The sequence below is a fragment of the Nocardia rhizosphaerae genome (assembly GCF_042650365.1).
Taxonomy (GTDB): Bacteria; Actinomycetota; Actinomycetes; order Mycobacteriales; family Mycobacteriaceae; genus Nocardia; species Nocardia rhizosphaerae.
Map to the genome: position 1 here is coordinate 697052 of NZ_JBHSBA010000007.1, position 23212 is coordinate 720263.

Genomic DNA, 23212 nt, shown 5'->3' on the forward strand with positions numbered 1-23212 from the left:
ACCTCGACCGCCACCGACATCTTGATCGTCCATCGACCACGGCTGTGCCGCGTCGCCGAAGGAGAACCATGTCTGTCGCGAACGATCTAGCTCCACCTCTCGCTCCGGCGCGGTCGCCGGAACCCGTCCCGGACTACTGGCGCGACACCGTGTTACGGCATGATCTGCCCGCGTCGATCGTGGTCTTCCTGGTGGCTTTGCCGCTCTCGCTCGGCATCGCGGTCGCCTCGGGCGCACCGGTCGCCGCCGGTCTCGTCGCCGCCGTGATCGGCGGGATCGTGGCTGGAATGTTCGGCGGATCGGTGCTGCAGGTGAGCGGGCCCGCTGCGGGCCTGACCGTGGTGGTGGCCGAATCCATCGCGCAATTCGGCTGGCGCGTAACATGTTTCATCGTCGTCGGCGCCGGGCTGCTGCAGATCCTGTTCGGGTTGAGCCGGATCGCGCGCGCCGCGCTGGCGGTGGCGCCGGTGGTGGTGCACGCCATGCTCGCCGGGATCGGCATCACCATCGCGCTGCAGCAGATCCACGTGCTGCTCGGTGGGTCATCACACAGCACGGCTTGGCGCAATATCGTCGAGTTGCCGGGCCAGCTGCTTTCCCTGCACGGCGGCGGTGTCGTCGTCGGCGTGCTGGTGATCGCGGTGATGCTCGGCTGGAAGTACCTGCCGCCCAAGGTGCGTGCGGTGCCCGGCCCGCTGGTCGCCGTCGTGGCGGGCACACTGCTGTCGCTGGTGCTGCCGGGCGGCGTGGAACGGATCGTGTTGAGCGGGTCGCTGTTCGACGCGCTGCAACTGCCCGAACTGCCCGCCGGCAACTGGTCGGCGGTGGCCATGATGGTGCTCACCATCGCCCTCATCGCCAGCGTGGAGAGCCTGCTGTCGGCGGTCGCGGTGGACAAGATGCACACCGGACCACGCACCGGATTCGACCGCGAACTCATCGGCCAGGGCTCGGCCAATGTGCTCTCCGGCTTGGTCGGTGGCCTGCCGGTCACCGGCGTGATCGTGCGCAGCGCCACGAATGTGCAGGCAGGCGCGCGCAGCCGGGCCTCGGCGGTCCTGCACGGCTGCTGGATCCTGCTGTTCTCGGTGGCGCTGGTCGGCCTGGTCGAGCGGATCCCCACCGCGGCGCTGGCCGGGCTGCTCATCGTGATCGGCATCCAGTTGGTGAAGCTGGCCCACATCCGTTTGGCCACCCGCACCGGCGACCTGCTGGTCTACCTGGTGACTGTGCTCGGCGTGGTGTTCTTGAACCTGCTCGAAGGCGTGGTGATCGGGCTGGCGCTGGCGTTCGGCCTGCTGCTGTGGCGGGTGGTGCGGGTGCAGGTGGCGGCGCTGCCGCTGCCCGGCGCGGCGCGCTGGCTGGTGCGGATCGACGGATCGTGCACCTTCCTCGCCCTGCCGAAACTGTCGGCGGAGCTGGCGAAGGTGCCCGCCGGTGCGGCGGTGACCGTGGAGATGACGGTCGACTTCCTCGACCATGCCGCCTTCGAGGCCATCGAATCCTGGCAGCGTCAACAGGAAAGCGGCGGCGGTACCGTCGAATTCGTGGAGATCGGCAGCGCCAGAATGGCGGCGACCCCGGCCGCGCCACCCGCCCGCGGGTTCGGGCGCGAGACCGTGGAGCAGCTGCTCGGCCCGTGGCGGCACCAGAAATCCGGCAGCGACGCGCTGAACGCGGGAGTGTCGGCGTTCCATCGCAGCCACGCCCACGTGGTCCGGCCACACCTGGACGGGCTGCGTGACCGGCAGGATCCCGACTCGTTCTTCCTCACCTGCTCCGATTCACGGATCGTGCCGAACGTGATCACCTCCAGCGGGCCCGGTGACCTGTTCACCGTGCGCAATGTCGGCAATCTGGTGCCGACCAGCGGCGACGACTCGGTCGAGGCCGCGCTGGTGTTCGCGCTGGAGGAACTGGCGGTGCGCTCGGTGGTGGTCTGCGGGCATTCCTCCTGCGGGGCGATGAAGGCGGTCCACACCGGCGCCGGGTCCACCGGTGGGCTGAGCTCCTGGCTGGGACATGCCGCGCCGAGCCTGCACCGGTTCCGGGACGGTCACCCGGTCGCCGCCGCGGCCATGGCTGCCGGGTTCGGCGAGGTGGACCAGCTGAGCATGGTCAATGTCGCGGTGCAGATCGAGACGCTGTCGCGGCATCCGGCCGTGCGGCGCGCGGTGGCCGAGCGCGGCGTGGTGGTGTCCGGGCTGTTCTTCGACATCGCGGGCGCGCGGGTCGTCGAGGTGACCGCCGACGGCATCCGCGCCATGGACGACCGTGCGGCGGTGCCCGTCACGAAGTGATCACCCGGTCGGCGCCTCGTAGGCTGGAATGATGAGCAAGCCGACCACCGACGCCCCGGCGGACCCGTCCGCCGGGGCGGCGAGCTTCCCGCAGCGCTGGCGCGCCTTCCGCGCCGGGATCGCCCACCGGCCTACCCTGAACTTCGGCTACCGCATCGCTGTCGGCGTGGTCGGTGGACTGGTGTTGCTGGTCGGGATCATCACGATCCCCTACCCGGGACCCGGCTGGGCGCTGGTGTTCGCCGGATTCGGCATTCTGGCCACCGAGTTCGTCTGGGCCCACCACACCCTCACCTGGGTGCGCGGCAAGTACCGGACCGTCATGGACTGGTATATCGCCAGGGGCTGGCCCCTCCGGATCTTCGGCGCGGTGGCCACCTTCGCCCTCGTCCTGGCGACGCTGTGGCTGCTCGGCACGTTTTCGTTGATGGCAGGGTGGATCGGAGTCGATTGGCCATGGTTACGCAGTCCCCTGATGTCGTGAGCACCGTTCCCGGCCGGCTGCTCACCGACCCCGGCTGGCTGACCGCCCGGATCGGTGAGATGAGCCGCGCCTGGGGCACCGACGCCGAACGCGTCGGCGGCACCCTGTGGTGGTGCATGGTCGCCTCCGCGCTCGTCGAGGAGATCACCCGCGCCTACGCGGCGGGTGCACCCGCTCCGCTCGCGACGCTCGACGAGCTGGACTGCGAGGTCCGCCCCGACGGCGGAATCGAACACATCCGGTGCCGGTCCACGGCAGCCGCTGATTCGGCCGATGCGGTCGGTGTGGCCCTGCGCGACACACTGGCGGCCGTGGTCCCCCAGGTGGCGGCCGTATCCGGCGCCGGAATGCCGGCCCTGTGGGCGGTGGTCGCCGACGCCATCGGCAATCGCGCACTCGACGCGGGCGCCACCGAGGCCGCCACCCGGCTCGCCGCCGAGGTAGGCGGGCGCCTACCCGCACCCCGGTTCGTCACCATCGGCACCCGCACCGTCGTCCAACGGATCTCCTGCTGCCTGGTCTACGAGGTCCCCGGCTGCCAGATGTGCACCAGCTGCCCGAAACGTCCCAGGGAGGAACGGGCGGCGCTGCTCGCCGAGAAGTGTTGAAGACCTCAACGCCTTCCGTTGCTTTCCGTGCGAACCCGGCGCGCATCTGCTCGCCGGAGTCGAACCCACCGAACCCTTTCGAATCCGAAGCGGTACCTCACAAGATCACGGATGCGGCAGCGCTTCCTTGACTGGCTTGCCCTTCACGATCGGGGATGTGCACATCAGGTCGGCCAGCGCTACTCGTTCGCTGTTCTTCGCCGGGGCCGTTCCGATTCGTGACGGTCTCCGGCGGTGGGACCAGGTCGGGTGCTACAGGTTGACCGACTGATTACGAGGACCGAGCCGCGACTGCGTCCGGAAGCCTGGCTTGGAAGGCGCTGGGTGTTTGTGGCGCCGCCAGGCGGGTGAGCCCGAAACGTCGGGAGGCGAACGGCTAGCATGGTCGCGATGTGGGAGAGGACCTGCATCCGTGCGGGAAACCCGCGCCAACCGACGTCAAGGAGAGCATTCCGGTGACCACCTCTGCACCCATCAGTCCAGCAGCCCTCATCCGGGTGCCGGCGGGGACTACCGCGGGCGCGGCGGTGCGCGAGGCCGGACTGCCGACGAAGGGCCCCGACACCATCGTGGTGGTCCGGGACGCCGAGGGTGCGTTGAAAGATCTGTCCTGGATCCCGGATGCCGACGCCGAGGTGGAGCCGGTCGCGGCGAATACCGAGGACGGTCGCAGCGTGATCCGGCATTCGGCCGCGCATGTGCTGGCCCAGGCCGTGCAGCAGGAGTTCCCCGATGCCAAGCTGGGCATCGGCCCGCCGATCAAGGACGGCTTCTACTACGACTTCCGGGTCGACCGGCCCTTCACCCCCGAGGATCTGGCCAAGCTGGAATCGCGGATGAAGAAGATCGTCAAAGGCGCGCAGCGCTTCTCGCGCCGGGTCGTGGAGATCGACGAGGCGCGGGTGGAACTGGCGAAGGAGCCGTTCAAGCTCGAGCTGATCAGCGACAAGTCCGGCATCGACGATCCGGAGATCATGGAGGTCGGCGGCAACGAGCTGACCATCTACGACAATCTCGATCCGCGCACCGGCGAGAAGGTCTGGGGCGATCTGTGCCGGGGTCCGCACATCCCCACCACCAAGTTCATCCCCGCCTTCAAGCTGACCCGCAGCTCGGCCGCCTACTGGCGCGGTGACCAGGACCGCGAGGACCTGCAGCGCATCTACGGCACCGCCTGGGAGTCCACCGAGGCGATGGACGAGTACCTGCACCTGCTCGCCGAGGCCGAGCGCCGCGACCACCGCAAGCTGGGCCTCGAGCTCGACCTGTTCAGCTTCCCGGACGAGCTCGGCTCCGGGCTGCCGGTGTTCCACCCCAAGGGCGGCATCATCCGCAAGGAGATGGAGGAGTACTCGCGTCAGCGCCACATCGACGCCGGGTACGAGTTCGTCAACACCCCGCACATCACCAAGGGGCACCTGTTCGAGGTCTCCGGTCACCTCGACTGGTACCGCGACGGCATGTTCCCGGCCATGCATCTGGACGCCGAACTCAACGACGACGGCACCGTGCGCAAGCCCGGCCAGGACTACTACGTCAAGCCGATGAACTGCCCGATGCACAACCTGATCTTCCGTTCGCGTGGCCGGTCCTACCGGGAACTGCCGCTGCGGATGTTCGAGTTCGGTTCGGTGTACCGCTACGAGAAGTCCGGCGTGATCCACGGCCTGACCCGTGTTCGCGGCATGACCCAGGACGACGCGCACATCTACTGCACCAAGGAGCAGATGCACGCGGAGCTCACCAGCACACTGCAGTTCGTGCTGTCGCTGCTCAAGGACTACGGCCTCGACGACTTCTACCTCGAGCTGTCCACCAAGGACCCGAAGAAGTTCGTCGGCTCCGACGAACTGTGGGAAGAGGCCACCGACACCCTCGCCAAGGTGGCCGAGGCCTCCGGCCTCGACCTGGTGCCCGATCCCGGCGGCGCGGCATTCTACGGGCCGAAGATCTCGGTGCAGGCCAAGGACGCGCTGGGCCGCACCTGGCAGATGTCGACCATCCAGCTCGACTTCAACTTGCCGGAACGGTTCGACCTCGAGTACACCGCCTCCGACGGCACCAAACAGCGCCCGGTGATGATCCACCGCGCCCTGTTCGGCTCGATCGAGCGGTTCTTCGGCGTGCTCACCGAGCACTACGCCGGTGCCTTCCCGGCCTGGCTCGCGCCGGTGCAGGTGGTCGGCATCCCGGTCGCGGAGAACTTCGCCGAACACCTGGACACGGTGATCGAGCGGCTGCGCGATGCCGGGGTGCGCGCCCAGGTGGATCGCAGCGATGACCGGATGCAGAAGAAGATCTTCAACCATATTGCCCAGAAGGTGCCGTTCATGCTTGTCGTCGGTGCTTCCGAAGCAGAGGCGGATGCGGTGAGCTTTAGGTTCCGTGACGGAACCACGTTGAACGGGGTGGGGGTCGACGAGGCTGTGGCAGTGATTCTTTCGTGGATTGGCGGTCGAATTAACAGCTCGCCCACTGCCGGGCTATTGGAAGCTTCGCTGGCCCGGTAGCCCCCTTGGCTCGACGACTTCGGGCATCTGCTGTGCTGGGATGCGGTGGTCGTGCGCCCACCGCATCCCAGTTGAGCGACGGGCATCGCCGATGTCGAGCTTCCTCAGGTCGCTGGAGGCGAGCGCGCCACGGCCAGCGGCTGAGCGCTGCTACTCGGTGAATTACCGCGGCGCGTCGCCTATCGGGACCCATTCCCACCTATCGGGTCCTGGACTGCATTCGTAGAGGTACCAGCCGTCGGAGCGCTGGACACCATCCAGACCGCCGTAACACGTCGGGAAGCCTTCCATTGCTCGGAGCGTCATGGTCTGTCCGGCAGCTGTTCCTCCTGCGCCGACCAAGATCAGCGACAACAGCATTGTGCTTGCAAATAGTCTTGAGATACGCATATGTCCTCGCTTGCAGTGTGATGGGTACCTGGTGGTTGCTCGTGGCCCGCACGGGTCCACTTGCCGAGACCGGACCACGGTGATGCATGCTCGCGCGAAATCCGTTCCGACGCTTGTTTGGACGCGCCGCGCCGCGATTCGGTTCCATAGAGTCGATAGCGTGTTTTGGGTGGCGATCGTCGGATGTCGGCAACGACCGGGCACGACTCCGGATATCTGCCAGTCGGTTGCCCGTGCGTCTGGCCGCAGCGACTAGCATGGGGCCGTCTGCTGAATCGAGCCAGCACACACGGGATAGGCTCGTAAGATCGTCGACTCCGAGGAGTGTTGTTTTGACCGCGTCGCTGTTGCCTGGTCCTGTGGAGTTGGCCAGGGTTTGTCCCGAGCGACTGGAACCGGCAGCGTGCCCTGTTTCGCAGGTCCTGCTTAGCGGAGCGGGGACCAGCGCCAATGGTTGAGGTGTCTGGTACAAACAGCAGCACGGTTGTCGACGCTGGCGCCGGGCAGCCCGATCGACTGCAACGTCTGTGGACGCCGTACCGGATGTCCTACATCACCGGCGAGGTGAAGCCCAAGGACGCCACCGGGCACCCGTTCACCGACATCCCCAAGATGTCCGACGAGGACGGGCTGATCGTGGCCCGCGGCGAGCAGGTGTACGCGGTGCTCAACCTGTACCCGTACAACCCTGGGCACATGATGGTGGTGCCCTACCGCAGGGTGGCCGACCTGGAGGACCTGACGCCCGCCGAGAGCGCGGAGCTGATGGCCTTCACCCAGCAGGCCATCAGGGTGATGAAGCGGGTGTCGCGGCCCGCGGGATTCAATGTCGGCCTCAATCTCGGCGGGGTGGCCGGTGGTTCGCTGGCCGACCACTTGCACCAGCACATCGTGCCGCGCTGGAGCGGCGACGCGAACTTCATCACCGTCATCGGCGGAGTCAAGGTGATGCCACAATTGCTACGCGAGACGCGCCAGCTGCTGGCGGAGGCGTGGGAGGCGTAGATGTGTGATCATCGCGTAGCCACGCACATCGCAGCCGATCGGGTGCGGGTGTCCCGCAGGTCGCAGGAGGACTAGACAACCGTGCTCAGCTTCTTCGGCCGCCAGACGTTTGCGAAAGCGACTGCGCCGCTGGGCAAAGCGCTCGTCGGAACCGGGCTCACCCCCGACGCGATGACGTTGATCGGCACCACCGCGACGATCGCGGCCGCGGTGACGCTGTTCCCCACCGATCATCTTTTCTGGGGAACGATGGTCATCTGGCTGTTCGTCATGTTCGACATGCTCGACGGGGCGATGGCGCGCGCCCGCGGTGGCGGCACGAAGTACGGTGCCGTGCTCGACGCCACCTGTGACCGGGTGGCCGACGGTGCCATCTTCGGCGCGCTGGCCTGGTGGGCGGTCTATCACGAGCAGAGCCGGTCGCTGTTCGCGGCGACGCTGGTGGTGCTGGTCACCTCGCAGGTGATCTCGTACGCGAAGGCGCGGGCCGAGGCGAGTGGGCTCTCCGCCGACGGCGGGCTGATCGAACGCCCGGACCGGCTGGTCATCGTCCTGGTCGGCGCCGGGCTCACCGGAATCGGCGGGCACTGGGGGATCGAGTGGCTCACCTACGCGGTGTACGTGGCGATGTGGGTGCTCGCGGTATTGAGCATCGTCACGGTGTTCCAGCGGGTGCTCGCGGTGCGCCGCTCGCCCGGTGCTCGCCTGGTGATCCCGCAGGCACCACGACAGCAGGACCAGGACGCGACAGGGGGAGCGGCGTCGTGACGTTGCGTGATCGGGTGAGCGACCTGGGGTACGCCGCGGGCTGGCGGCTGGTGCGTTCGGCGCCGGAGCCGCTGGTACGCAAGGTGTTCGACCTCGGTGCCGACCGCGCCGCCAAGGGTGGCGGGCCGGTGCAGTTGCGCCGCAATCTCGCCCGCGTGCTCGGTGTCGGCCCGGCTGAGGTGCCCGACGAGCTGATCCGCGCGAGTATGCGCTCCTATGCCAGGTACTGGCGGGAGGCGTTCCGGCTGCCGAGCATGGACCATTCCGCCGTCGACTACTACGTCGGTGGTTTGGAACACCTCGACAAGGCCCTCGCCGACGGTCGCGGGGTGATCCTGGTGCTGCCGCACTCGGGCAACTGGGACATGGCAGGCGTGTGGCTCGTGCAGCACTACGCCAGCTTCACCACGGTGGCCGAACGGCTGAAGCCGGAATCGCTGTTCGAACGGTTCGTCGCCTACCGGGAGAGCCTCGGATTCGAGGTGTTCCCCCTGACCGGTGGCGAGCAGCCCCCGTTCGAGGCACTCGCGCAGCGCCTGCGGCAGAACCGGATCGTCTGCCTGATGGGCGAGCGCGACCTGACCGGCAAGGGCGTGCCCGTCGAGTTCTTCGGTGAGCGCACCTGGCTGCCCGCGGGCGCGGCGAAGCTGGCCATCGAGACCGGCGCGTCGCTGCAGCCGGTCCACGCCTGGTTCACCACCGAGGCCGACGGCACCGAGGGCTGGGGTTTGAAAACCAGTGCGCCACTGGATGTCTCCGGTGGCGTCGCGGCGACGACGCAACTGCTGGCCGACCGGTTCGCGGCGAACATCGCCGAACACCCGGCCGACTGGCACATGCTGCAACCGCTGTGGGAAGCCGACCTGTCCCCGCAACGGCTGGCGCGCATCGCCGCGAACCAGGGCGGTGGCCTCCGGTGAATATCGGCATGGTGTGTCCGTACTCGTTCGATGTCCCGGGCGGTGTGCAGGCCCATGTGGTCGAGCTGGCCCGGGTATTCATCGAGCGTGGGCACAAGGTGAGCGTGCTCGCTCCCGCCTCGGACGACACCCCGCTGCCGGAGTTCGTCGTCTCGGCGGGCCGCGCGGTGGCGATTCCGTACAACGGGTCGGTGGCGCGGCTGTCGTTCGGCCCGATGGCATACACCCGCATCCGGCGCTGGATCGACAGCAACGACTTCGACGTGCTGCACATCCACGAGCCCAACGCGCCGAGCCTGTCGATGCTCGCCCTCAAGATCGCCGAGGGCCCGATCGTGGCGACCTTCCACACCTCGACCACGAAGTCGTTGGTGCTGAGCACGTTCCAGGGTGTGCTGCGGCCGTATCACGAGAAGATCAGCGGCCGGATCGCCGTCTCGGAACTGGCGCGGCGCTGGCAGGTGGAGGCGCTCGGCTCCGACGCGGTGGAGATCCCCAACGGCGTCGACGTCTCGGCCTTCGCGCGCGGCCCACTGCTCGACGGCTACCCGCGCGCGGGCAAGACCGTGCTGTTCCTCGGCCGCTACGACGAACCGCGCAAGGGCATGGACGTGCTGCTCGGCGCGCTGCCCGCCGTGGTCGCGCGGCACCCGGACGTGCAGGTCCTCATCGTCGGCCGCGGGGACGAGGAGCGGTTGCGCCGCGAGGCGGGCCGCCATGCCGGGCATCTGCGCTTCCTCGGCCAGGTCACCGACGCGGAGAAGGCGGCCGCGATGCGCAGCGCCGACGTATACGTGGCGCCCAACCACGGCGGCGAGAGTTTCGGCATCATCCTGATCGAGGCCATGGCGGCGGGCACCCCGGTGGTGGCCAGCGAGCTCGACGCGTTCCGGCGGGTCCTGCGGGACGGGACCGCCGGATTGCTCACCCCGGTCGGTGACGCGGCCGCGCTGGCCGCGGCGATCGACACCGTCCTCACCGACGACGACACCCGCGCCCGGCTGGTGCGCACCGCCACCCAGGTGGTCGCGGCCTACGACTGGCCGGTGGTGGCCGAGCAGATCCTGCGCGTGTACGAGACCGTCACCGTCGGCGACACCAGGGTCAGGGCCGCCGGATGATCACCTTCTCCGCGACGACGATCCTCGTCCTCGGCCTGATCGCGCTGCTCGTGCTCGCGCTCGGCGTGTGGGCCTACTCCACCGCCAACCGGCTCGACCGGTTGCACGTGCGCTCCGACCAGTCCTGGCAGGCCCTCGATGCCGCGCTGGCCCGGCGGGCGGTGGTGACGCGCGCGGTGGCGATGGCGATCGGCGGTCCGGTGAGCACCGATCCGCACCGCGCCGACAAGGCCGCCCAGCTGGCGTCGCTGGCCGATCGGGCCGAACGAGCCGACCGGCGGGAGCGGGAGACCGTGGAAAACCAGCTCTCCGCGGCGTTGTCGCTCGTCGACATCGATCAGCTGCGCCCGCAGCTCGTCGCCGAACTCGCCGACGCCGAGGCCAGGGTGCTGATCGCGCGCCGCTTCCACAACGACGCCGTGCGCGACACCCTCGCTCTGCGTACCCGTCGCCCGGTGCGGGTCCTGCACCTCGGCGGTACGGCGCCCCTGCCGGAGTATTTCGAGATCACCGAACGGGCCACCCCGGCCGCGGCCACCGGCCTGGAGGTGAACACCAGCCGTACCTCCGCGCGGGTGGTGCTGCTCGACGGCAACGACAGGGTGCTGCTGCTGCGCGGCCATGATCCGGTGTTGCCCGAGGTGTCGTTCTGGTTCACCGTCGGTGGCGGCGTCGAACCGGGGGAGAGCCTGCGTGACGCGGCGGTACGCGAGGTGTACGAGGAGACCGGGCAGCGCGTGCGCCCGGAGTCGCTGCGTGGACCGGTGTGGCGCCGGGTCGCGGTGTTCCCGTTCAACGGTGAGCTGATCCGCGCCGAGGAATTGTTCTTCGTCCTGCGTGCCCCCAGCTTCGACTGGCGCCCCGCCGCCCTGAACGCGCTCGAACGCCGCACGATCACCGACCACCGCTGGTGCGGTCCGGCCGATATCCGCGCACTCGACGCGGCGGGTGAGGCGGTCTACCCCTACCACCTCGACGACCTGCTGGCCGAGGCCGTCGCGGCGGCCGCCGAGGACACCGAACCCGTCGTCCGCTCGATCCGCTGAGGTCGTGTGGGTGGCCCGACGATCGTGCGGGCTGCCGCACCCGCCGCGCCGCGCCTTGCGGGCGCCCTGGCGACCACCGCGCTCAACCTCGGCGCGGTCCTCGGCCCCGTCGCGGCCGGACTCGTGGTCGATGCGGCCGGAACCCCGGTCGCGGCGCTGTGGTGCGCCGGTGCGGCGGCCGCCCTCGCCGCCGCGATCGTGCTCGGCGACCGCGGCCGGCCCGCCCGCGTAACGGCCGCGATCCGGGTCGACACGCACTGAGACACGGGCCACTCGAGCAGGCCAGCAGAGGTCCGCGAAAGGATCGCCGCTGGTCGCGGCAAGGCCAGTGGACCCCAACTGGATATGAAGGGCGATTTCGGGCAGCTCTAGAATCGACCTTGTCCACCCACGAAGCGACTTGATTGGCGCCCATGACACAGGAGACAGCCGTGACTACGCCTGAGACCACCACCACCGTCGGCACCGCCCGCGTGAAGCGCGGCATGGCCGAGATGCTCAAGGGCGGCGTGATCATGGACGTGGTCACCCCCGAGCAGGCCAAGATCGCCGAGGACGCGGGCGCGGTGGCCGTGATGGCGCTCGAGCGGGTCCCGGCCGACATCCGCGCCCAGGGCGGCGTCTCCCGGATGAGCGACCCGGACATGATCGACGGCATCATCTCCGCGGTGTCGATCCCCGTGATGGCCAAGGCCCGCATCGGTCACTTCGTGGAGGCGCAGATCCTGCAGAGCCTCGGCGTCGACTACATCGACGAGTCCGAGGTCCTGACCCCGGCCGACTACGCCAACCACATCGACAAGTGGAACTTCACCGTGCCGTTCGTCTGTGGCGCGACCAACCTCGGTGAGGCCCTGCGCCGCATCACCGAGGGCGCGGCCATGATCCGGTCCAAGGGCGAGGCCGGCACGGGGGACGTGTCAAACGCGACCACCCACATGCGCACCATTCGCGCCGAGATCCGCCGCCTGACCTCGCTGTCGGCCGACGAGCTCTTCGTCGCCGCCAAGGAGCTGCAGGCGCCCTACGAGCTGGTCCGCGAGGTCGCCGAGACCGGCAAGCTGCCGGTTGTCATGTTCACCGCCGGTGGCATCGCCACCCCGGCCGACGCCGCCATGATGATGCAGCTCGGTGCCGAGGGTGTGTTCGTCGGCTCCGGCATCTTCAAGTCGGGCAACCCCGAACAGCGCGCCGCAGCCATCGTCAAGGCCACCACCTTCCACGACGACCCCGACGTGCTGGCCAAGGTCTCCCGCGGCCTCGGCGAGGCCATGGTCGGCATCAATGTCGAGGAGATCCCGCAGCCGCACCGTCTCGCCGAGCGCGGCTGGTGAGCCTTCGGCGCTCTAATCCTGCCGATTGGGAGTACCGTACAGTCGGTTCGTGACCGCTCTCGACATTCTGCTGCTGGTCGTCGCGGGATTCTTCACCGGCCTGGTGGGGTTCGTCACCGGGATGGCCTCAATCGTGTCCTATCCGGCGCTGCTGTCCGTCGGTCTGCCGCCGGTCTCGGCCAATGTCACCAATACGGTGGCGATGGTGGCAGTCGGTGTCGGGGCGACCGCGAATTCGGGGCGGGAACTCACGGAGCGGGGTGCCACGCTGGTGCGCTGGGCGGTGCTGTCGGCGCTGGGTGGCCTGCTCGGGGCACTCGCGCTGCTGGTGGCGCCCGCTGGGGTGTTCGAGGTGGTGGTGCCGTTCCTGGTCGCCGGTGCCTCGATCGCGCTGCTGGTGCAGCCGGTGGTGCGCCGCCACGTCGGTGAACTGCAGTCGTCGTGGATCGTGCCGGTCGGCATCGTGCTGATCTCCGTCTACGGCGGCTACTTCGGTGCGGGCGCCGGGGTGATCTATCTATCGATGATGCTGCTGTGCACCTCCGAATCCCTCTGGAGCGCTTCGGTTCTCAAGAGCTTCCTGCTCGGCGTCGCCAACCTGGTCGCCGCGATCGGGTTCGCCGCGTTCGGCCCGGTGCACTGGGGTGCGGCGCTGGCGCTCGGCGCCGGGGCCTTCGTCGGCGGGTGGTGCGGGCCGCCGGTCGTGAAGGTGATCCCACCGAACCTGCTGCGGGTGGCGGTCGGGCTGTGTGGGCTCGGCTTGGCGGTGTACCTGGCACGGTGAGGCCGCTGGTAAGAACGGTGGGTCACTTCTCACGATGTGTGATGCGGTTCCGGCGCGCCCGGGTGGCGAGTCGGCGGGGCGGATCGGTGCCGATGTGGCCTGCCCGGTGCCCCGGCGGACGTACCGTGACTGCGGTGCACCACACTGATATCGAAATCGCTATCCGCGCAACAGAAGTCGCGTCGACCGTGATCCGGTCGGCCTACCACGCCCCGCTCGCCCACTACGCCAAGACCGGCGACGACTTCGCCACCGAGGCCGACCTGGACGCCGAGCGCGCCATCCTCCGGGTGCTGCGCGCCGCACGGCCGGGTGATCGCTTCCTCGCCGAGGAATCCGGACTCACCGGCGCCGTCGGCGACGGCAGGCTCTGGCTGATCGATCCGCTCTGCGGCACCCGCAATTTCGCCGTCGGCACCCCGTCGGTCGCGATCAATGTCGCGCTGCGCGACAGCGGCACCGTCACCGCGGCAGCCGTGGGCGTGCCGTTCGCCGGTGAGGTGTTGTGGACCGCGGGCGACGGCGCGTTCGCCCGTCATGAGGGCACCGACCGGCGATTACGCCCGGCCGCAGGCAACCGGCTGGTCGATGTCGACCTCGACGGCCCGTTCCCGTGGGCCACCCCCGCTCGTCTGCTCGACGCCCCCGGCTTCGCCGGCTTCTTCCACGCGCGAGTCCACTCCACCGCGCTCGCCCTCGCCTGGGTCGCCGCAGGCCGCCGCGCCGCCTACGTCGCCGGCGGCGACCTGACCGACAGCGTCCATTTCGCCGCCGCAATCGCGGTGTGCCAGGCAGCCGGCTGCCTCGTCACCGGTCTGGCGGGCCAACCCCTGCACACCCCGCCGCACGGACTGATCGCCGCCGCCGACGCCGACACCCACGCTCGTCTCGTCGCGGCGGTAGCGAGCCTGCGTTGATCCAGGACCGATCGCCGGGTGCTCCGAATCCCCGGAGAACCGGCCGCGCAGTCTGCGCGGCGGCGGATCGCCTGGTGCGCAGTCACTTGTGCCGGAGGGATCGTCCCCGGCGGAGGGGTCAACGGGCCCGCGGCTGACTATCGCATGTGTCTCAGAGTTTCCTCAACATCGGTCGGTAGCGTCTGCGCCGTGGCATGGGGGCCTGCGTCGTCGTTGGCGCGGTTTCGTGCCGTCGCCCACCGGGCGAGAACGCCGACCCGACGTAAAGGACGAGTGGATGAACAGTGGTAGGACCGGACGTGTCGCGATCGCAGGCCTGGCCGTGGTGGCGGCCCTCGGGCTGAGTGCGTGCAGTGATGACAAGGGTGATACGCCCGCTGCCAAGACCACGACCAGTGCTGCTGCTACCACGTCGGCGACGGTGGCGTTGCCGCCGGTGCCGTCGGTGGAGGAGTTGAATGCGCAGTTGAATACGGCGCTGGATCCGTCGGTGCCCAATGAGCAGAAGCTGGATTTCGTGCAGGGTGGTGAGGCTGATCCGGAGTTGCCGAACCGGTTGGCTGTCGCGGCGCAGGATGCCGGGGTGGTGGTGCAGGTGACGGAGGTGACTTCGTTCGGTGAGAGTGTGAACGCGAAGGCGGATTTCACGGTGAACGGGCAGACGAATGTGGTGGATGTGCCGTTCGTGGTGGAGGACGGTAAGTGGAAGGTGCAGAAGGTGTGGGCGTGCACGATGTTGACCAATTTGGGTCAGCAGTCGGTCGCCTGCGCCTGATCGGCGAAACGCGCCGCCCCGGTCGTACCACGGCCGGGGCGGCGCGTCTTCTCACTCCACGCGCAGTGCCGCCCGGTCGGGGTGGTCCCAGCGCACCGTCCAGGTCGCGGTCTCGGGATGCTCGGCCGCGTGGTCGCGCAGGGCGGGCAGCGTCCACCGCTGCTCGGACGGGGTGCGGCGCAGCGCCGCCCGCTCGCTCAATTCGAGCCGCACCGTGAGATCGAAGTCGAGTTCGCGGCCGAGCAGCATCGGCCCGGCCAGTACCAGCACCAGATCGGCCTCGGCCGTGCGGATGGCCATGCGCGCCGACCGGTCCCGCGCCTCGTCCCAGAGCGCGGGCAGCCAGCGCCCGGCCGACCGGACCGGGTCGACGATCTCGCGGCGCACCGCCGGATAGTCGAACCAGGCTGTGCGGTAGGACCATTCGTCGGTGCGCCCGTATTCCATCCGCACCGACGCCGGGCGCACGAAATCGTGCAGCGATACCGCCTGCGCAGAACGGCCGCTCGCGGCCACCGCATGCATGATCCCGCGGGCCAGCTCCACCGGGGCGGCGGCATCGGCGCCGTCGACGGCGAGCACCCGCCGTCCCGGTAGGCCGGTCAGCCGCTGCGCGACCAGTTCGGCCAGCGCGGCGGGCGAGGTGGGACGGAACGACGGCATCGTCCCATCACAGCAAATTCCCGGCCGTCGTGCCGAGTCGGGCAGACCGGCCGGTCGGTGACGGGATAATGTCGGGCCCATGGCGACTATCGAAGAGGCGCTCGAGATCGAGCAGCTGGAACGCGACATCTTCCGTGGCGCGGCCACCGAATCCCAGCTGACGCGCACCTTCGGCGGTCAGGTCGCGGGCCGGGCCCTGGTCTCGGCGGTGCGCACCGTCGACCCCGCCTTCCAGGTGCATTCCCTGCACGGCTATTTCCTGCGACCGGGCAACCCCGAGGCACCCACCGTCTACCTGGTCGAACGCATCCGCGACGGACGGTCCTTCTGCACCCGCCGGGTCACCGGCGTGCAGAACGGCGAAGCGATCTTCATGATGTCGGCATCGTTCCACCATGGCGACGAGGGGCCCGAGCACCAGGACGTGATGCCGCAGGTCGACGGTCCCGAGGAGCTGCCGGACGCCAGCGTGAGCATGAGCCCGGAACGGCTGTGGGCCATGCGCGAATGGCAGCACTGGGACATCCGGACCGTGCCGCAGGAGCAGGTCGTGGTGCGTGACGGGTCGGCGTCGCAGCAGCAGGTGTGGTTTCGCTACCGGCACCAGCTGCCCGACGATCCGCTCTTCCACGTCTGCACCCTGGCCTACATGAGCGACATGACGCTGCTCGGCTCGTCCAAGGTCGCCCATCCCGGCGAACCCACCCAGGACGCCTCGCTCGACCACGCCATGTGGTTCCTTCGCCCGTTCCGTGCCGACGAGTGGCTGCTCTACGACCAGTCCTCGCCCTCGGCGGGCTTCGGCCGGGCACTGACCGGCGGCCGCATCTGGGACCGCAAGGGCAACCTGGTCGCCGCGGTCGTGCAGGAGGGGCTCATCCGGACACCTCGGCACAAGTAGCCGGCGAAGCGACCGTGAGCGGGCACACACCGGCCCACCTCGTAAGCTCAGCGGCTGTGAACGCAACCGCCACCGCCACCCGGCCCACCATCGGTGTCCTCGCGCTGCAGGGCGACGTGCGCGAACACGTTGCCGCGCTGGACCACTGCGGTGCCGACGCGGTGCTGGTGCGGCGCGAGTCCGAACTGGCCGCCGTCGACGGGCTGGTGCTGCCCGGCGGTGAGTCCACCGCCATCTCCAAGCTCCTGCAGGCCTTCGACCTGCTGGAGCCACTGCGCGCCCGACTGCGCGACGGCATGCCCGCCTTCGGCTCCTGCGCGGGCATGATCCTGCTCGCCTCGGAGGTCCTCGACACCCGCCCCGATGCCCAGCACCTGTCCGGCATCGATATGACGGTGCGCCGCAACGCCTTCGGCCGCCAGGTCGACTCCTTCGAGACCGACCTCGACTTCGCCGGGCTCGACACGCCGGTGCGGGCGGTGTTCATCCGCGCGCCGTGGGTCGAACGGGTGGGCGACGGCGTGGAGGTGCTGGCCACGGTGCCGCACGGACCGGCGAAGGGTCGCATCGTCGCCGCCCGTCAGGGCCGGGTCGTTGCGACCTCGTTCCACCCCGAGGTGACCGGCGACCTGCGGGTGCACCAGCTGTTCGTCGACCTCGTTCGTTCGGCACGGTAACGCCCGCCGCCACGCCCCGGTGCGGCCCGAGTAGGCTGGATCGAGCTTGTCCGCCCGGGCAGACGCGCAACCGACCTGAAGGAAGTAGGGCATGAGCGGCCACTCCAAATGGGCCACCACCAAGCACAAGAAAGCCGCGATCGATGCCAAGCGAGGGAAACTCTTCGCGAAGCTGATCAAGAACATCGAGGTGGCGGCCCGGACCGGTGGTGGCGACCCGGATGGCAATCCCACGCTGTACGACGCCATCCAGAAGGCGAAGAAGTCCTCGGTCCCCAATGACAACATCGAGCGGGCCCGCAAGCGCGGTGGCGGTGAAGAGGCCGGTGGCGCCGACTGGCAGACCATCATGTACGAGGGTTACGGCCCCAACGGCGTCGCCGTGCTGATCGAGTGCCTCACCGACAACCGCAACCGCGCCGCCGGCGAGGTGCGAGTGGCGATGACCCGCAACGGTGGCAACATGGCCGACCCGGGCTCGGTCGCCTACCTGTTCACCCGCAAGGGTGTGGTGACCCTGGAGAAGAACGGCCTCTCCGAGGACGACGTGCTCGAGCACGTCCTCGACGCGGGCGCCGAAGAGGTCAACGATCTGGGTGATTCGTTCGAGATCATCAGTGAGCCCGGCGATCTGATCGCCGTGCGCTCGGCGCTGCAGGCCGCGGGCGTCGACTACGACTCCGCAGAGTCGGGCTTCCAGCCGTCGGTGTCGGTCGCCGTCGACGTCGAGGGTGCCCGCAAGGTGTTCAAGCTCGTCGACGCGCTGGAAGACAGCGACGACGTGCAGAACGTCTACACCAACGTCGACATCTCCGACGAGGTCGCGGCGCAGCTCGACGACGAGTGACCCCATGATCGGTGGACAGCCCCGGCCGAAGCGGCCGGGGCTGTCCACGTTCCCGGCTCAGGCGGCGCGCTGCCGGTAGTACTCGGCCATGGCCGGGTAGTAGTCGGCGAAGTCGGGCAGACTCGTGTTGGTGCAGGCGGCGACGAACATGTCGGCGTAGTACTCCCAGCCCGGCCCGACCTGGGTGACCTCGGCCAGCTGGAACTCCGAGGTGAGGTGGTGCACCAGGCGCACCTCGGTCGCGGCCCCGGTGTCGAGCAGCGACACCTCCAGCCGCCACAGCCCGATCTGATCGGTCGCGGACAGGCCGAGATGCAGTGGTGGGGCACAGTCGTCGATGTGCATCGCGGTCCACGGCGCGCCGTCCTCGAATCGCATCTGCACCCGGATCGTGTTGCCGGTTCCCGGCTCCCCGGTCCAGGTCCCGTACCAGCCCGCGGTGAGATCGGGATCGGTGAGCCGGGCCCAGACCTGCTCGATCGGCAGCCCGAGCGACCGGGTGATCACCAGGTCGAGGCCATCGGTGGTCGGCACGAGCTCGCCGGTAGGTGTGGCCATGGGTGGTCCTCCCTCGCGTCGGTGGCATACCCTGCGCTGACTCGACGGTACCCGCGGGCGGCAGAATGAAGCCATGACCAGGATCGAGGCCGTGCGCGGCGACATCACCGAACAGCACGTCGACGCGGTGGTCAACGCCGCCAACTCGTCCCTGCTCGGCGGCGGGGGAGTCGACGGCGCGATCCACCGCAGGGGCGGCCCCGAGATCCTGTCGGCCTGCCGCGACCTGCGCGCCGGGCACTACGGCAGGGGCCTGGCGACCGGCCAGGCCGTGGCCACCACCGCCGGTCGGCTGCCCGCTCGCTGGGTGATCCACACCGTCGGCCCGGTCTGGTCGGCCACCGAGGACCGCTCCGCGCTGTTGACCTCCTGCTATCGCGAATCCCTGCGCGTGGCAGCCGGACTCGGCGCCGAAACGGTGGCTTTCCCGGCCATCTCCACCGGCATCTTCGGCTGGCCGATGCACGACGGCGCCCGCATCGCCGTCGAGACCGTCCGCGCGACCGACACGACCGTGCGGCAGGTGCGCTTCGTCCTGTTCGACGATCGTGCCCTCGAGATCTTCGCGGCCGCGGTCGGTTAGCAGCCGGTACTGATCTCGCGGACCTCGCGCAGGTGCTGCTCCATCGCCGCGGCCGCGGCGGGGCCGTCCTTGGCGTCGACGGCCCGCAGGATCGCGGTGTGCCCGTGGATGGACACCCGCCTGCCCAGCGGGGTGCGATGGGAGAGCGCCCTGGTATGCCTGGTCCACTCGGTGGTCCTGGTGCACAGGGTGACCAGCAGCGGATTCTGAGCCGAATGCGCGAGGCACTGTTGCGGATCGCGCAGTCGATCCCGGACGGGCCGCCGATGACCGCCGCAGGCAACTCCGACTCGGTGCGGGTCCAGCTGGCCGAGCGGATCGTCGGCAACGGGCCCGACAGCTCCATCGGCGACTTCGACACCGGCCGGGTCGACCGCGTGATCGCCGCCGTGACACCGATTCTGCGCGAGCGCGACGTCGAGGTCGCCGACGATCTCACCGCGAACGCCATCGTCACCAATCGGTTCATCGATCCCGCGATCGGCCTGCCGAGGGCGCCATAGCGGACGGGTGCCGCGATCGGCGCGGTCCGTGTCGCTGGTCGGGGCGACGGCCCGGATGCTCTAGACTTTCGAACAACTGTTCGTGTCTTCGAAGGGGCTGCCGGTGCGGGTGATGGGCGTCGATCCGGGGCTCACCCGGTGCGGGCTCAGCATGGTCGACAGTGGGCCGGGACGTAAGGTCGTCGCGCTCGATGTGGGGGTGGTGCGTACGCCGGTCGACGACGAGCTCGCGGTGCGGCTGATGGCCGTCGCCGATGCGGCCGAGCACTGGATGGACACCCATCGGCCCGAGGCTGTCGCGATCGAGCGGGTCTTCGCTCAGCACAATGTGCGCACCGCGATGGGAACCGCGCAGGCGGGCGGGGTGATCGCGCTGGCGGCGGCCCGGCGCGGGATCAAGGTCGCCTTCCACACGCCCAGTGAGGTGAAAGCCGCCGTCACCGGTAACGGCACCGCCGACAAGGCACAGGTCACCGCCATGGTCACCCGGATACTCGGGTTGCAGGTCGCCCCGAAACCGGCCGACGCCGCCGACGCGCTCGCGCTGGCGATCTGTCATTGTTGGCGGGCGCCGCTGCTGGACCGGATGGCCGCGGCGCAGGCACAGGCGGACGCGGTCCGGCGTCGCTACGAACAACGGCTGGCCGAACAACGGAAGGTGGTGCGCCGGTGATCGCGTCGGTACGCGGTGAGGTGCTCGAGATCGCGCTCGACCATGTGGTGCTCGAGGCCGCCGGAGTCGGCTACCGGCTCAATGTCACCCCGGCCACGCTGGCAGGCCTCACCCGCGGCGAGGACGCCCGCCTGTACACGGCGATGATCGTGCGCGAGGACTCGATGACGCTGTTCGGTTTCGCCGACACCGAGGCGCGCGACCTGTTCGGCCTGCTGCAGACCGTCTCCGGGGTCGGCCCGCGCCTCGCCATGGCGGTGCTGGCCGTGCTGGAGCCGGAGGCGCTGCGAAAAGCGTTGGCGGAGAGCAATGTCGCCGCGCTCACCCGGGTGCCGGGGATCGGCAAGCGCGGCGCCGAGCGGATGGTCGTCGAACTGCGCGACAAGGTGAACCTGGTGCCGGTGCCCGCGGGCCCGGCCGGCACGCAGGCTCCGGTGACCCCGGTGCGCGAGCAGGTCGCCGAAGCGCTCGTCGGCCTCGGCTTCCCCGCGAAACAGGCCGAACAGGCCGTCGACACCGTCCTCGCCGACCAGCCCGCCGCGACCACCTCCGCCGCCCTGCGCGCCGCCCTCGGCTTGCTCGGCAAGAACAGGTAGCCCATGGCCGACGACTTCGATCCCGAGGACTCCGCCGTCACCGCGCAGTACCTGCACTCCGACGGCGAGACCGACACCGGCCTGCGCCCCACCTCGCTCGACGACTTCATCGGTCAGCCACGGGTGCGCGAACAGCTCGCCCTGGTGCTGCGTGGCGCCAAACTGCGCGGCGGCACCCCCGACCACGTGCTGCTGTCCGGCCCGCCCGGTCTCGGCAAGACCAGCATGGCGATGATCATCGCCACCGAACTCGGCACCGCGCTGCGCATCACCTCCGGTCCGGCCCTGGAACGCGCCGGCGATCTGGCCGCCATGCTGTCGAATCTGGTGGAGGGCGATGTGCTGTTCATCGACGAGATCCACCGGATGGCCCGGCCCGCCGAGGAGATGCTGTACCTGGCGATGGAGGACTTCCGGGTCGACGTGGTGGTCGGCAAGGGCCCTGGCGCCACCTCGATCCCGCTCGACATCGCCCCCTTCACCCTGGTCGGTGCCACCACCCGCTCCGGCGCGCTCACCGGCCCGCTGCGCGACCGCTTCGGTTTCACCGGGCACATGGACTTCTACGAGCCCGAGGAACTGCTGCGTATCCTGCAGCGCTCGGCCCTGATCCTGGGCGTGCGGATCGACCACGATGCCGCCGCCGAGGTCGCGGGCCGATCCAGGGGTACTCCGCGCATCGCCAACCGCCTGCTGCGTCGCGTGCGCGACTTCGCCGAGGTGAGGGCCGACGGGGTGATCACCCATCCGATCGCGATGGCGGCACTCGAGGTCTATGACGTCGACGCGCTCGGGCTCGACCGGCTCGACCGCGCCGTGCTCGGCGCGTTGGTCCGCGGGTTCGGCGGGGGACCGGTGGGGGTGTCGACCCTCGCGGTCGCCGTCGGCGAGGAGGCGGCCACGGTCGAAGAGGTGTGCGAACCGTTCCTGGTGCGGGCCGGGCTGGTCGCCCGCACGCCACGCGGCCGGGTGGCCACCGCCGCGGCCTGGGAGCATCTCGGGCTGGTGCCGCCGCCGGACTTGGTCATCGGTGCCATCGAGGTGCGCGGTCGCGAACCCCAGCAATCTCTCGACCTGTTCGACTGAGCCCGGCGGGCAGGCGACGGCGGGGTCGTCTACTGTCGGCCGGGTGGCAGTGAATGCGGTGGTGCAGCGCCTCCCCGAGCCGTTGCGGTCCCTGCTCCTGAAACATCGGGAGCTGGTGAAATTCGCGGTCGTCGGTGGAATCACCTGGTTCATCGACACCGGCGTGGTGTACGCGGTGAAGCTGACGGTGCTCGGCGACAAGCCGCTCACCGCGCGGCTGCTCGGCGCGCTCATCGCGACCATCGCCTCCTACATCCTCAACCGCGAATGGTCCTTCCGCACCAGGGGCGGACGGCAGCGCAGCCACGAGGCGGCCCTGTTCTTCACCATCAGCGCGCTCGGCATCGGCGTCACCATGATTCCGCAGGCCATCTCGCTGTATGTGCTGAATCTGCGGGTGCCGCACGTGGATCCGGTGGTGCAGGCGGTCGCCAACTTCGTCACGGGACAGATTCTCGGCGTGCTGCTCGCGATGGCGTTCCGGTTCTGGGCGTTCCGCCGCTTCGTCTTTCCCGACGACCTGCGCGAAGCCGAACTGCACAGCATCCAGGGCTGAGGGGTCAGTGCCTGCGCTCAGCGTGTTCGATTGCGGTGATGACCAGGTCGACGAAGGCGTCCACTTCCTCGCGGGCGTAGCCGCGGGTGCCGAGACGGGTGTCGGTGAACCGCACGCCGCGCACGTCGTCGGCGGTCAGGCTGCCCGGACCGTTGTGCGCCAGTGTGGCCGCGACCAGGTCGAGGAAGGCGTCGACCTCTTCCTCGTGATAGCCGCGCCTGCCGACCGCCGACTGGCTGAACCGCATCCGGTGCACGTCGTCGGGGGTGAGCATCTCGGCGGCGTCGTCACCGCCCCTGGCCGCGGGTACCGGGGCGCCGCCCTTCTGCCGGTGCTCGAGTTCGGTTCTGACCCGGTCGAGGAAGTCGTCGACCTGATCGGCCTGGTAGCCGCGCCCGCCGAAGCGCGGGGCGCCGAAATGCACGTGCCGGACGTCGTCGGCGGTGAGCGCGCCATGACCGTCGAGAGTGGCCGAGACGAGTTCGAGGAAGGCGTCGACCTCCTCGGCGTGGTAACCACGGTGGCCGAGGGTGGGCATGGCGAAGTGGGTACGGCTCACATCGTCGGGCGTCACAGCGGTCATTGTGTCAGGAGTGCCCTTCCATCC

27 protein-coding genes are annotated in these 23212 nt (G+C 69.4%); 23 read left to right on the forward strand and 4 right to left on the reverse strand.

Features of this window, described 5'->3' with window-relative positions:
• Positions 1-68 precede the first annotated feature (68 nt).
• The 14 genes from ACFOW8_RS17960 to ACFOW8_RS18025 all read left to right on the forward strand — a co-directional run bounded on the left by ACFOW8_RS17960 (position 69) and on the right by ACFOW8_RS18025 (position 14962).
• Positions 69-2300 (forward strand): SulP family inorganic anion transporter, encoded by a 2232-nt coding sequence (locus ACFOW8_RS17960; RefSeq protein WP_378551772.1) that lies wholly within the window; start codon positions 69-71, stop codon positions 2298-2300.
• 31 nt (positions 2301-2331) lie between these two features.
• Positions 2332-2784 carry a TIGR02611 family protein gene (locus tag ACFOW8_RS17965; protein WP_378551773.1) on the forward strand — a complete coding sequence of 151 codons (453 nt, stop codon included), beginning with the start codon at positions 2332-2334 and terminating at the stop codon, positions 2782-2784.
• Entirely contained in the window at positions 2781-3392 is a 612-nt protein-coding gene (locus ACFOW8_RS17970; RefSeq protein WP_378551774.1) for a (2Fe-2S)-binding protein, read from the forward strand. Before ACFOW8_RS17965 ends, ACFOW8_RS17970 begins: the two co-directional genes overlap by 4 nt.
• Before the next feature lie 455 nt (positions 3393-3847).
• Entirely contained in the window at positions 3848-5902 is a 2055-nt protein-coding gene (gene thrS / locus ACFOW8_RS17975) for a threonine--tRNA ligase (RefSeq protein WP_378551775.1), read from the forward strand.
• 840 nt (positions 5903-6742) lie between these two features.
• Complete coding sequence (locus tag ACFOW8_RS17980; protein ID WP_378551776.1) at positions 6743-7297, forward strand: HIT family protein; 555 nt, start codon at positions 6743-6745, stop codon at positions 7295-7297.
• 81 nt (positions 7298-7378) lie between these two features.
• Positions 7379-8065, forward strand: a complete 687-nt coding sequence (pgsA, locus tag ACFOW8_RS17985; RefSeq protein WP_378551777.1) for a phosphatidylinositol phosphate synthase — start codon at positions 7379-7381, stop codon at positions 8063-8065.
• On the forward strand, positions 8062-8985 hold the full coding sequence (locus ACFOW8_RS17990) for a phosphatidylinositol mannoside acyltransferase (RefSeq protein ID WP_378551778.1): 924 nt from the start codon (positions 8062-8064) through the stop codon (positions 8983-8985). The genes pgsA and ACFOW8_RS17990 overlap by 4 nt, the downstream gene beginning before the upstream one ends.
• On the forward strand, positions 8982-10106 hold the full coding sequence (locus tag ACFOW8_RS17995; RefSeq protein WP_378551780.1) for a glycosyltransferase family 4 protein: 1125 nt from the start codon (positions 8982-8984) through the stop codon (positions 10104-10106). The genes ACFOW8_RS17990 and ACFOW8_RS17995 overlap by 4 nt, the downstream gene beginning before the upstream one ends.
• Positions 10106-11152, forward strand: a complete 1047-nt coding sequence (locus tag ACFOW8_RS18000) for an NUDIX hydrolase (RefSeq protein ID WP_378552091.1) — start codon at positions 10106-10108, stop codon at positions 11150-11152. Before ACFOW8_RS17995 ends, ACFOW8_RS18000 begins: the two co-directional genes overlap by 1 nt.
• Positions 11153-11158: 6 nt before the next feature.
• Entirely contained in the window at positions 11159-11413 is a 255-nt protein-coding gene (locus ACFOW8_RS18005; RefSeq protein WP_378551781.1) for a YbfB/YjiJ family MFS transporter, read from the forward strand.
• 152 nt (positions 11414-11565) lie between these two features.
• Complete coding sequence (gene pdxS / locus ACFOW8_RS18010; RefSeq protein ID WP_378551782.1) at positions 11566-12486, forward strand: pyridoxal 5'-phosphate synthase lyase subunit PdxS; 921 nt, start codon at positions 11566-11568, stop codon at positions 12484-12486.
• Between the two features lie 49 nt (positions 12487-12535).
• Positions 12536-13270: a sulfite exporter TauE/SafE family protein gene (locus ACFOW8_RS18015; RefSeq protein WP_378551783.1), complete on the forward strand. Its 735-nt coding sequence runs from the start codon at positions 12536-12538 to the stop codon at positions 13268-13270.
• Positions 13271-13404: 134 nt separating this feature from the next.
• Complete coding sequence (locus tag ACFOW8_RS18020) at positions 13405-14187, forward strand: inositol monophosphatase family protein (protein ID WP_378551784.1); 783 nt, start codon at positions 13405-13407, stop codon at positions 14185-14187.
• Positions 14188-14464: 277 nt separating this feature from the next.
• A complete protein-coding gene (locus ACFOW8_RS18025; RefSeq protein ID WP_378551785.1) occupies positions 14465-14962 on the forward strand; it encodes a hypothetical protein in 498 nt (165 codons plus the stop codon).
• Between the two features lie 51 nt (positions 14963-15013).
• Here ACFOW8_RS18025 and ACFOW8_RS18030 read toward each other — a convergent pair whose 3' ends face one another.
• Positions 15014-15625, reverse strand: coding sequence for a hypothetical protein (locus ACFOW8_RS18030; protein ID WP_378551787.1), 612 nt, complete (start codon positions 15623-15625; stop codon positions 15014-15016).
• 79 nt (positions 15626-15704) lie between these two features.
• Between ACFOW8_RS18030 and ACFOW8_RS18035 the strand changes: the two genes are divergently transcribed.
• From ACFOW8_RS18035 to ACFOW8_RS18045, 3 genes are all read left to right on the forward strand, one after another.
• A complete protein-coding gene (locus ACFOW8_RS18035; protein WP_378551788.1) occupies positions 15705-16526 on the forward strand; it encodes an acyl-CoA thioesterase in 822 nt (273 codons plus the stop codon).
• A gap of 56 nt (positions 16527-16582) precedes the next feature.
• Positions 16583-17203, forward strand: coding sequence for a pyridoxal 5'-phosphate synthase glutaminase subunit PdxT (gene pdxT, locus ACFOW8_RS18040; RefSeq protein WP_378551790.1), 621 nt, complete (start codon positions 16583-16585; stop codon positions 17201-17203).
• Positions 17204-17294: 91 nt separating this feature from the next.
• Positions 17295-18050, forward strand: a complete 756-nt coding sequence (locus ACFOW8_RS18045) for a YebC/PmpR family DNA-binding transcriptional regulator (protein WP_378551791.1) — start codon at positions 17295-17297, stop codon at positions 18048-18050.
• A gap of 57 nt (positions 18051-18107) precedes the next feature.
• Here ACFOW8_RS18045 and ACFOW8_RS18050 read toward each other — a convergent pair whose 3' ends face one another.
• Complete coding sequence (locus ACFOW8_RS18050; protein WP_378551792.1) at positions 18108-18608, reverse strand: SRPBCC domain-containing protein; 501 nt, start codon at positions 18606-18608, stop codon at positions 18108-18110.
• Positions 18609-18681: 73 nt separating this feature from the next.
• On the opposite strand from ACFOW8_RS18050, the gene ACFOW8_RS18055 reads away from it, so the two are divergent.
• On the forward strand, positions 18682-19191 hold the full coding sequence (locus tag ACFOW8_RS18055) for an O-acetyl-ADP-ribose deacetylase (protein WP_378551793.1): 510 nt from the start codon (positions 18682-18684) through the stop codon (positions 19189-19191).
• Here the strand turns inward: ACFOW8_RS18055 and ACFOW8_RS18060 are convergent.
• Positions 19188-19496: an FCD domain-containing protein gene (locus ACFOW8_RS18060; protein WP_378552092.1), complete on the reverse strand. Its 309-nt coding sequence runs from the start codon at positions 19494-19496 to the stop codon at positions 19188-19190. The genes ACFOW8_RS18055 and ACFOW8_RS18060 overlap by 4 nt on opposite strands.
• Here ACFOW8_RS18060 and ACFOW8_RS18065 point away from each other — a divergent pair.
• The 5 genes from ACFOW8_RS18065 (at position 19407) to ACFOW8_RS18085 (ending at position 22605) form a co-directional block, all read left to right on the forward strand.
• The gene (locus tag ACFOW8_RS18065; protein ID WP_378551794.1) at positions 19407-19694 is read left to right on the forward strand and encodes a hypothetical protein; all 288 of its coding nucleotides are present in this window, start codon (positions 19407-19409) and stop codon (positions 19692-19694) included. The two genes, ACFOW8_RS18060 and ACFOW8_RS18065, sit on opposite strands and share 90 nt — an antisense overlap.
• 103 nt (positions 19695-19797) lie before the next feature.
• Positions 19798-20367 (forward strand): crossover junction endodeoxyribonuclease RuvC, encoded by a 570-nt coding sequence (ruvC, locus tag ACFOW8_RS18070; RefSeq protein WP_378552093.1) that lies wholly within the window; start codon positions 19798-19800, stop codon positions 20365-20367.
• Positions 20364-20963, forward strand: coding sequence for a Holliday junction branch migration protein RuvA (gene ruvA, locus ACFOW8_RS18075; protein ID WP_378551795.1), 600 nt, complete (start codon positions 20364-20366; stop codon positions 20961-20963). The genes ruvC and ruvA overlap by 4 nt, the downstream gene beginning before the upstream one ends.
• Before the next feature lie 3 nt (positions 20964-20966).
• Positions 20967-22049: a Holliday junction branch migration DNA helicase RuvB gene (ruvB, locus tag ACFOW8_RS18080; RefSeq protein WP_378551796.1), complete on the forward strand. Its 1083-nt coding sequence runs from the start codon at positions 20967-20969 to the stop codon at positions 22047-22049.
• A gap of 43 nt (positions 22050-22092) precedes the next feature.
• Positions 22093-22605 (forward strand): GtrA family protein, encoded by a 513-nt coding sequence (locus tag ACFOW8_RS18085; RefSeq protein ID WP_378551797.1) that lies wholly within the window; start codon positions 22093-22095, stop codon positions 22603-22605.
• A gap of 4 nt (positions 22606-22609) precedes the next feature.
• Here ACFOW8_RS18085 and ACFOW8_RS18090 read toward each other — a convergent pair whose 3' ends face one another.
• Positions 22610-23188: a DivIVA domain-containing protein gene (locus tag ACFOW8_RS18090; protein WP_378551798.1), complete on the reverse strand. Its 579-nt coding sequence runs from the start codon at positions 23186-23188 to the stop codon at positions 22610-22612.
• Positions 23189-23212 lie beyond the last annotated feature (24 nt).

Bases quoted from the DNA above. Each gene is read 5' to 3' on its own strand.
- ACFOW8_RS18035 (WP_378551788.1), top strand. From the start codon at position 15,705: ATGGCGACTATCGAAGAGGCGCTCGAGATCGAGCAGCTGGAACGCGAC.
- ruvB (WP_378551796.1), top strand. From the start codon at position 20,967: ATGGCCGACGACTTCGATCCCGAGGACTCCGCCGTCACCGCGCAGTAC.
- pdxS (WP_378551782.1), top strand. From the start codon at position 11,566: ATGACACAGGAGACAGCCGTGACTACGCCTGAGACCACCACCACCGTC.
- ACFOW8_RS18050 (WP_378551792.1), bottom strand. From the start codon at position 18,608: ATGGCCACACCTACCGGCGAGCTCGTGCCGACCACCGATGGCCTCGAC.
- ACFOW8_RS18065 (WP_378551794.1), top strand. From the start codon at position 19,407: ATGCGCGAGGCACTGTTGCGGATCGCGCAGTCGATCCCGGACGGGCCG.
- ACFOW8_RS18055 (WP_378551793.1), top strand. From the start codon at position 18,682: ATGACCAGGATCGAGGCCGTGCGCGGCGACATCACCGAACAGCACGTC.
- ACFOW8_RS18090 (WP_378551798.1), bottom strand. From the start codon at position 23,188: ATGACCGCTGTGACGCCCGACGATGTGAGCCGTACCCACTTCGCCATG.
- ACFOW8_RS18030 (WP_378551787.1), bottom strand. From the start codon at position 15,625: ATGCCGTCGTTCCGTCCCACCTCGCCCGCCGCGCTGGCCGAACTGGTC.
- ACFOW8_RS18045 (WP_378551791.1), top strand. From the start codon at position 17,295: ATGAGCGGCCACTCCAAATGGGCCACCACCAAGCACAAGAAAGCCGCG.
- ACFOW8_RS17965 (WP_378551773.1), top strand. From the start codon at position 2,332: ATGAGCAAGCCGACCACCGACGCCCCGGCGGACCCGTCCGCCGGGGCG.
- ACFOW8_RS17980 (WP_378551776.1), top strand. From the start codon at position 6,743: ATGGTTGAGGTGTCTGGTACAAACAGCAGCACGGTTGTCGACGCTGGC.
- ACFOW8_RS18025 (WP_378551785.1), top strand. From the start codon at position 14,465: ATGAACAGTGGTAGGACCGGACGTGTCGCGATCGCAGGCCTGGCCGTG.
- ACFOW8_RS17960 (WP_378551772.1), top strand. From the start codon at position 69: ATGTCTGTCGCGAACGATCTAGCTCCACCTCTCGCTCCGGCGCGGTCG.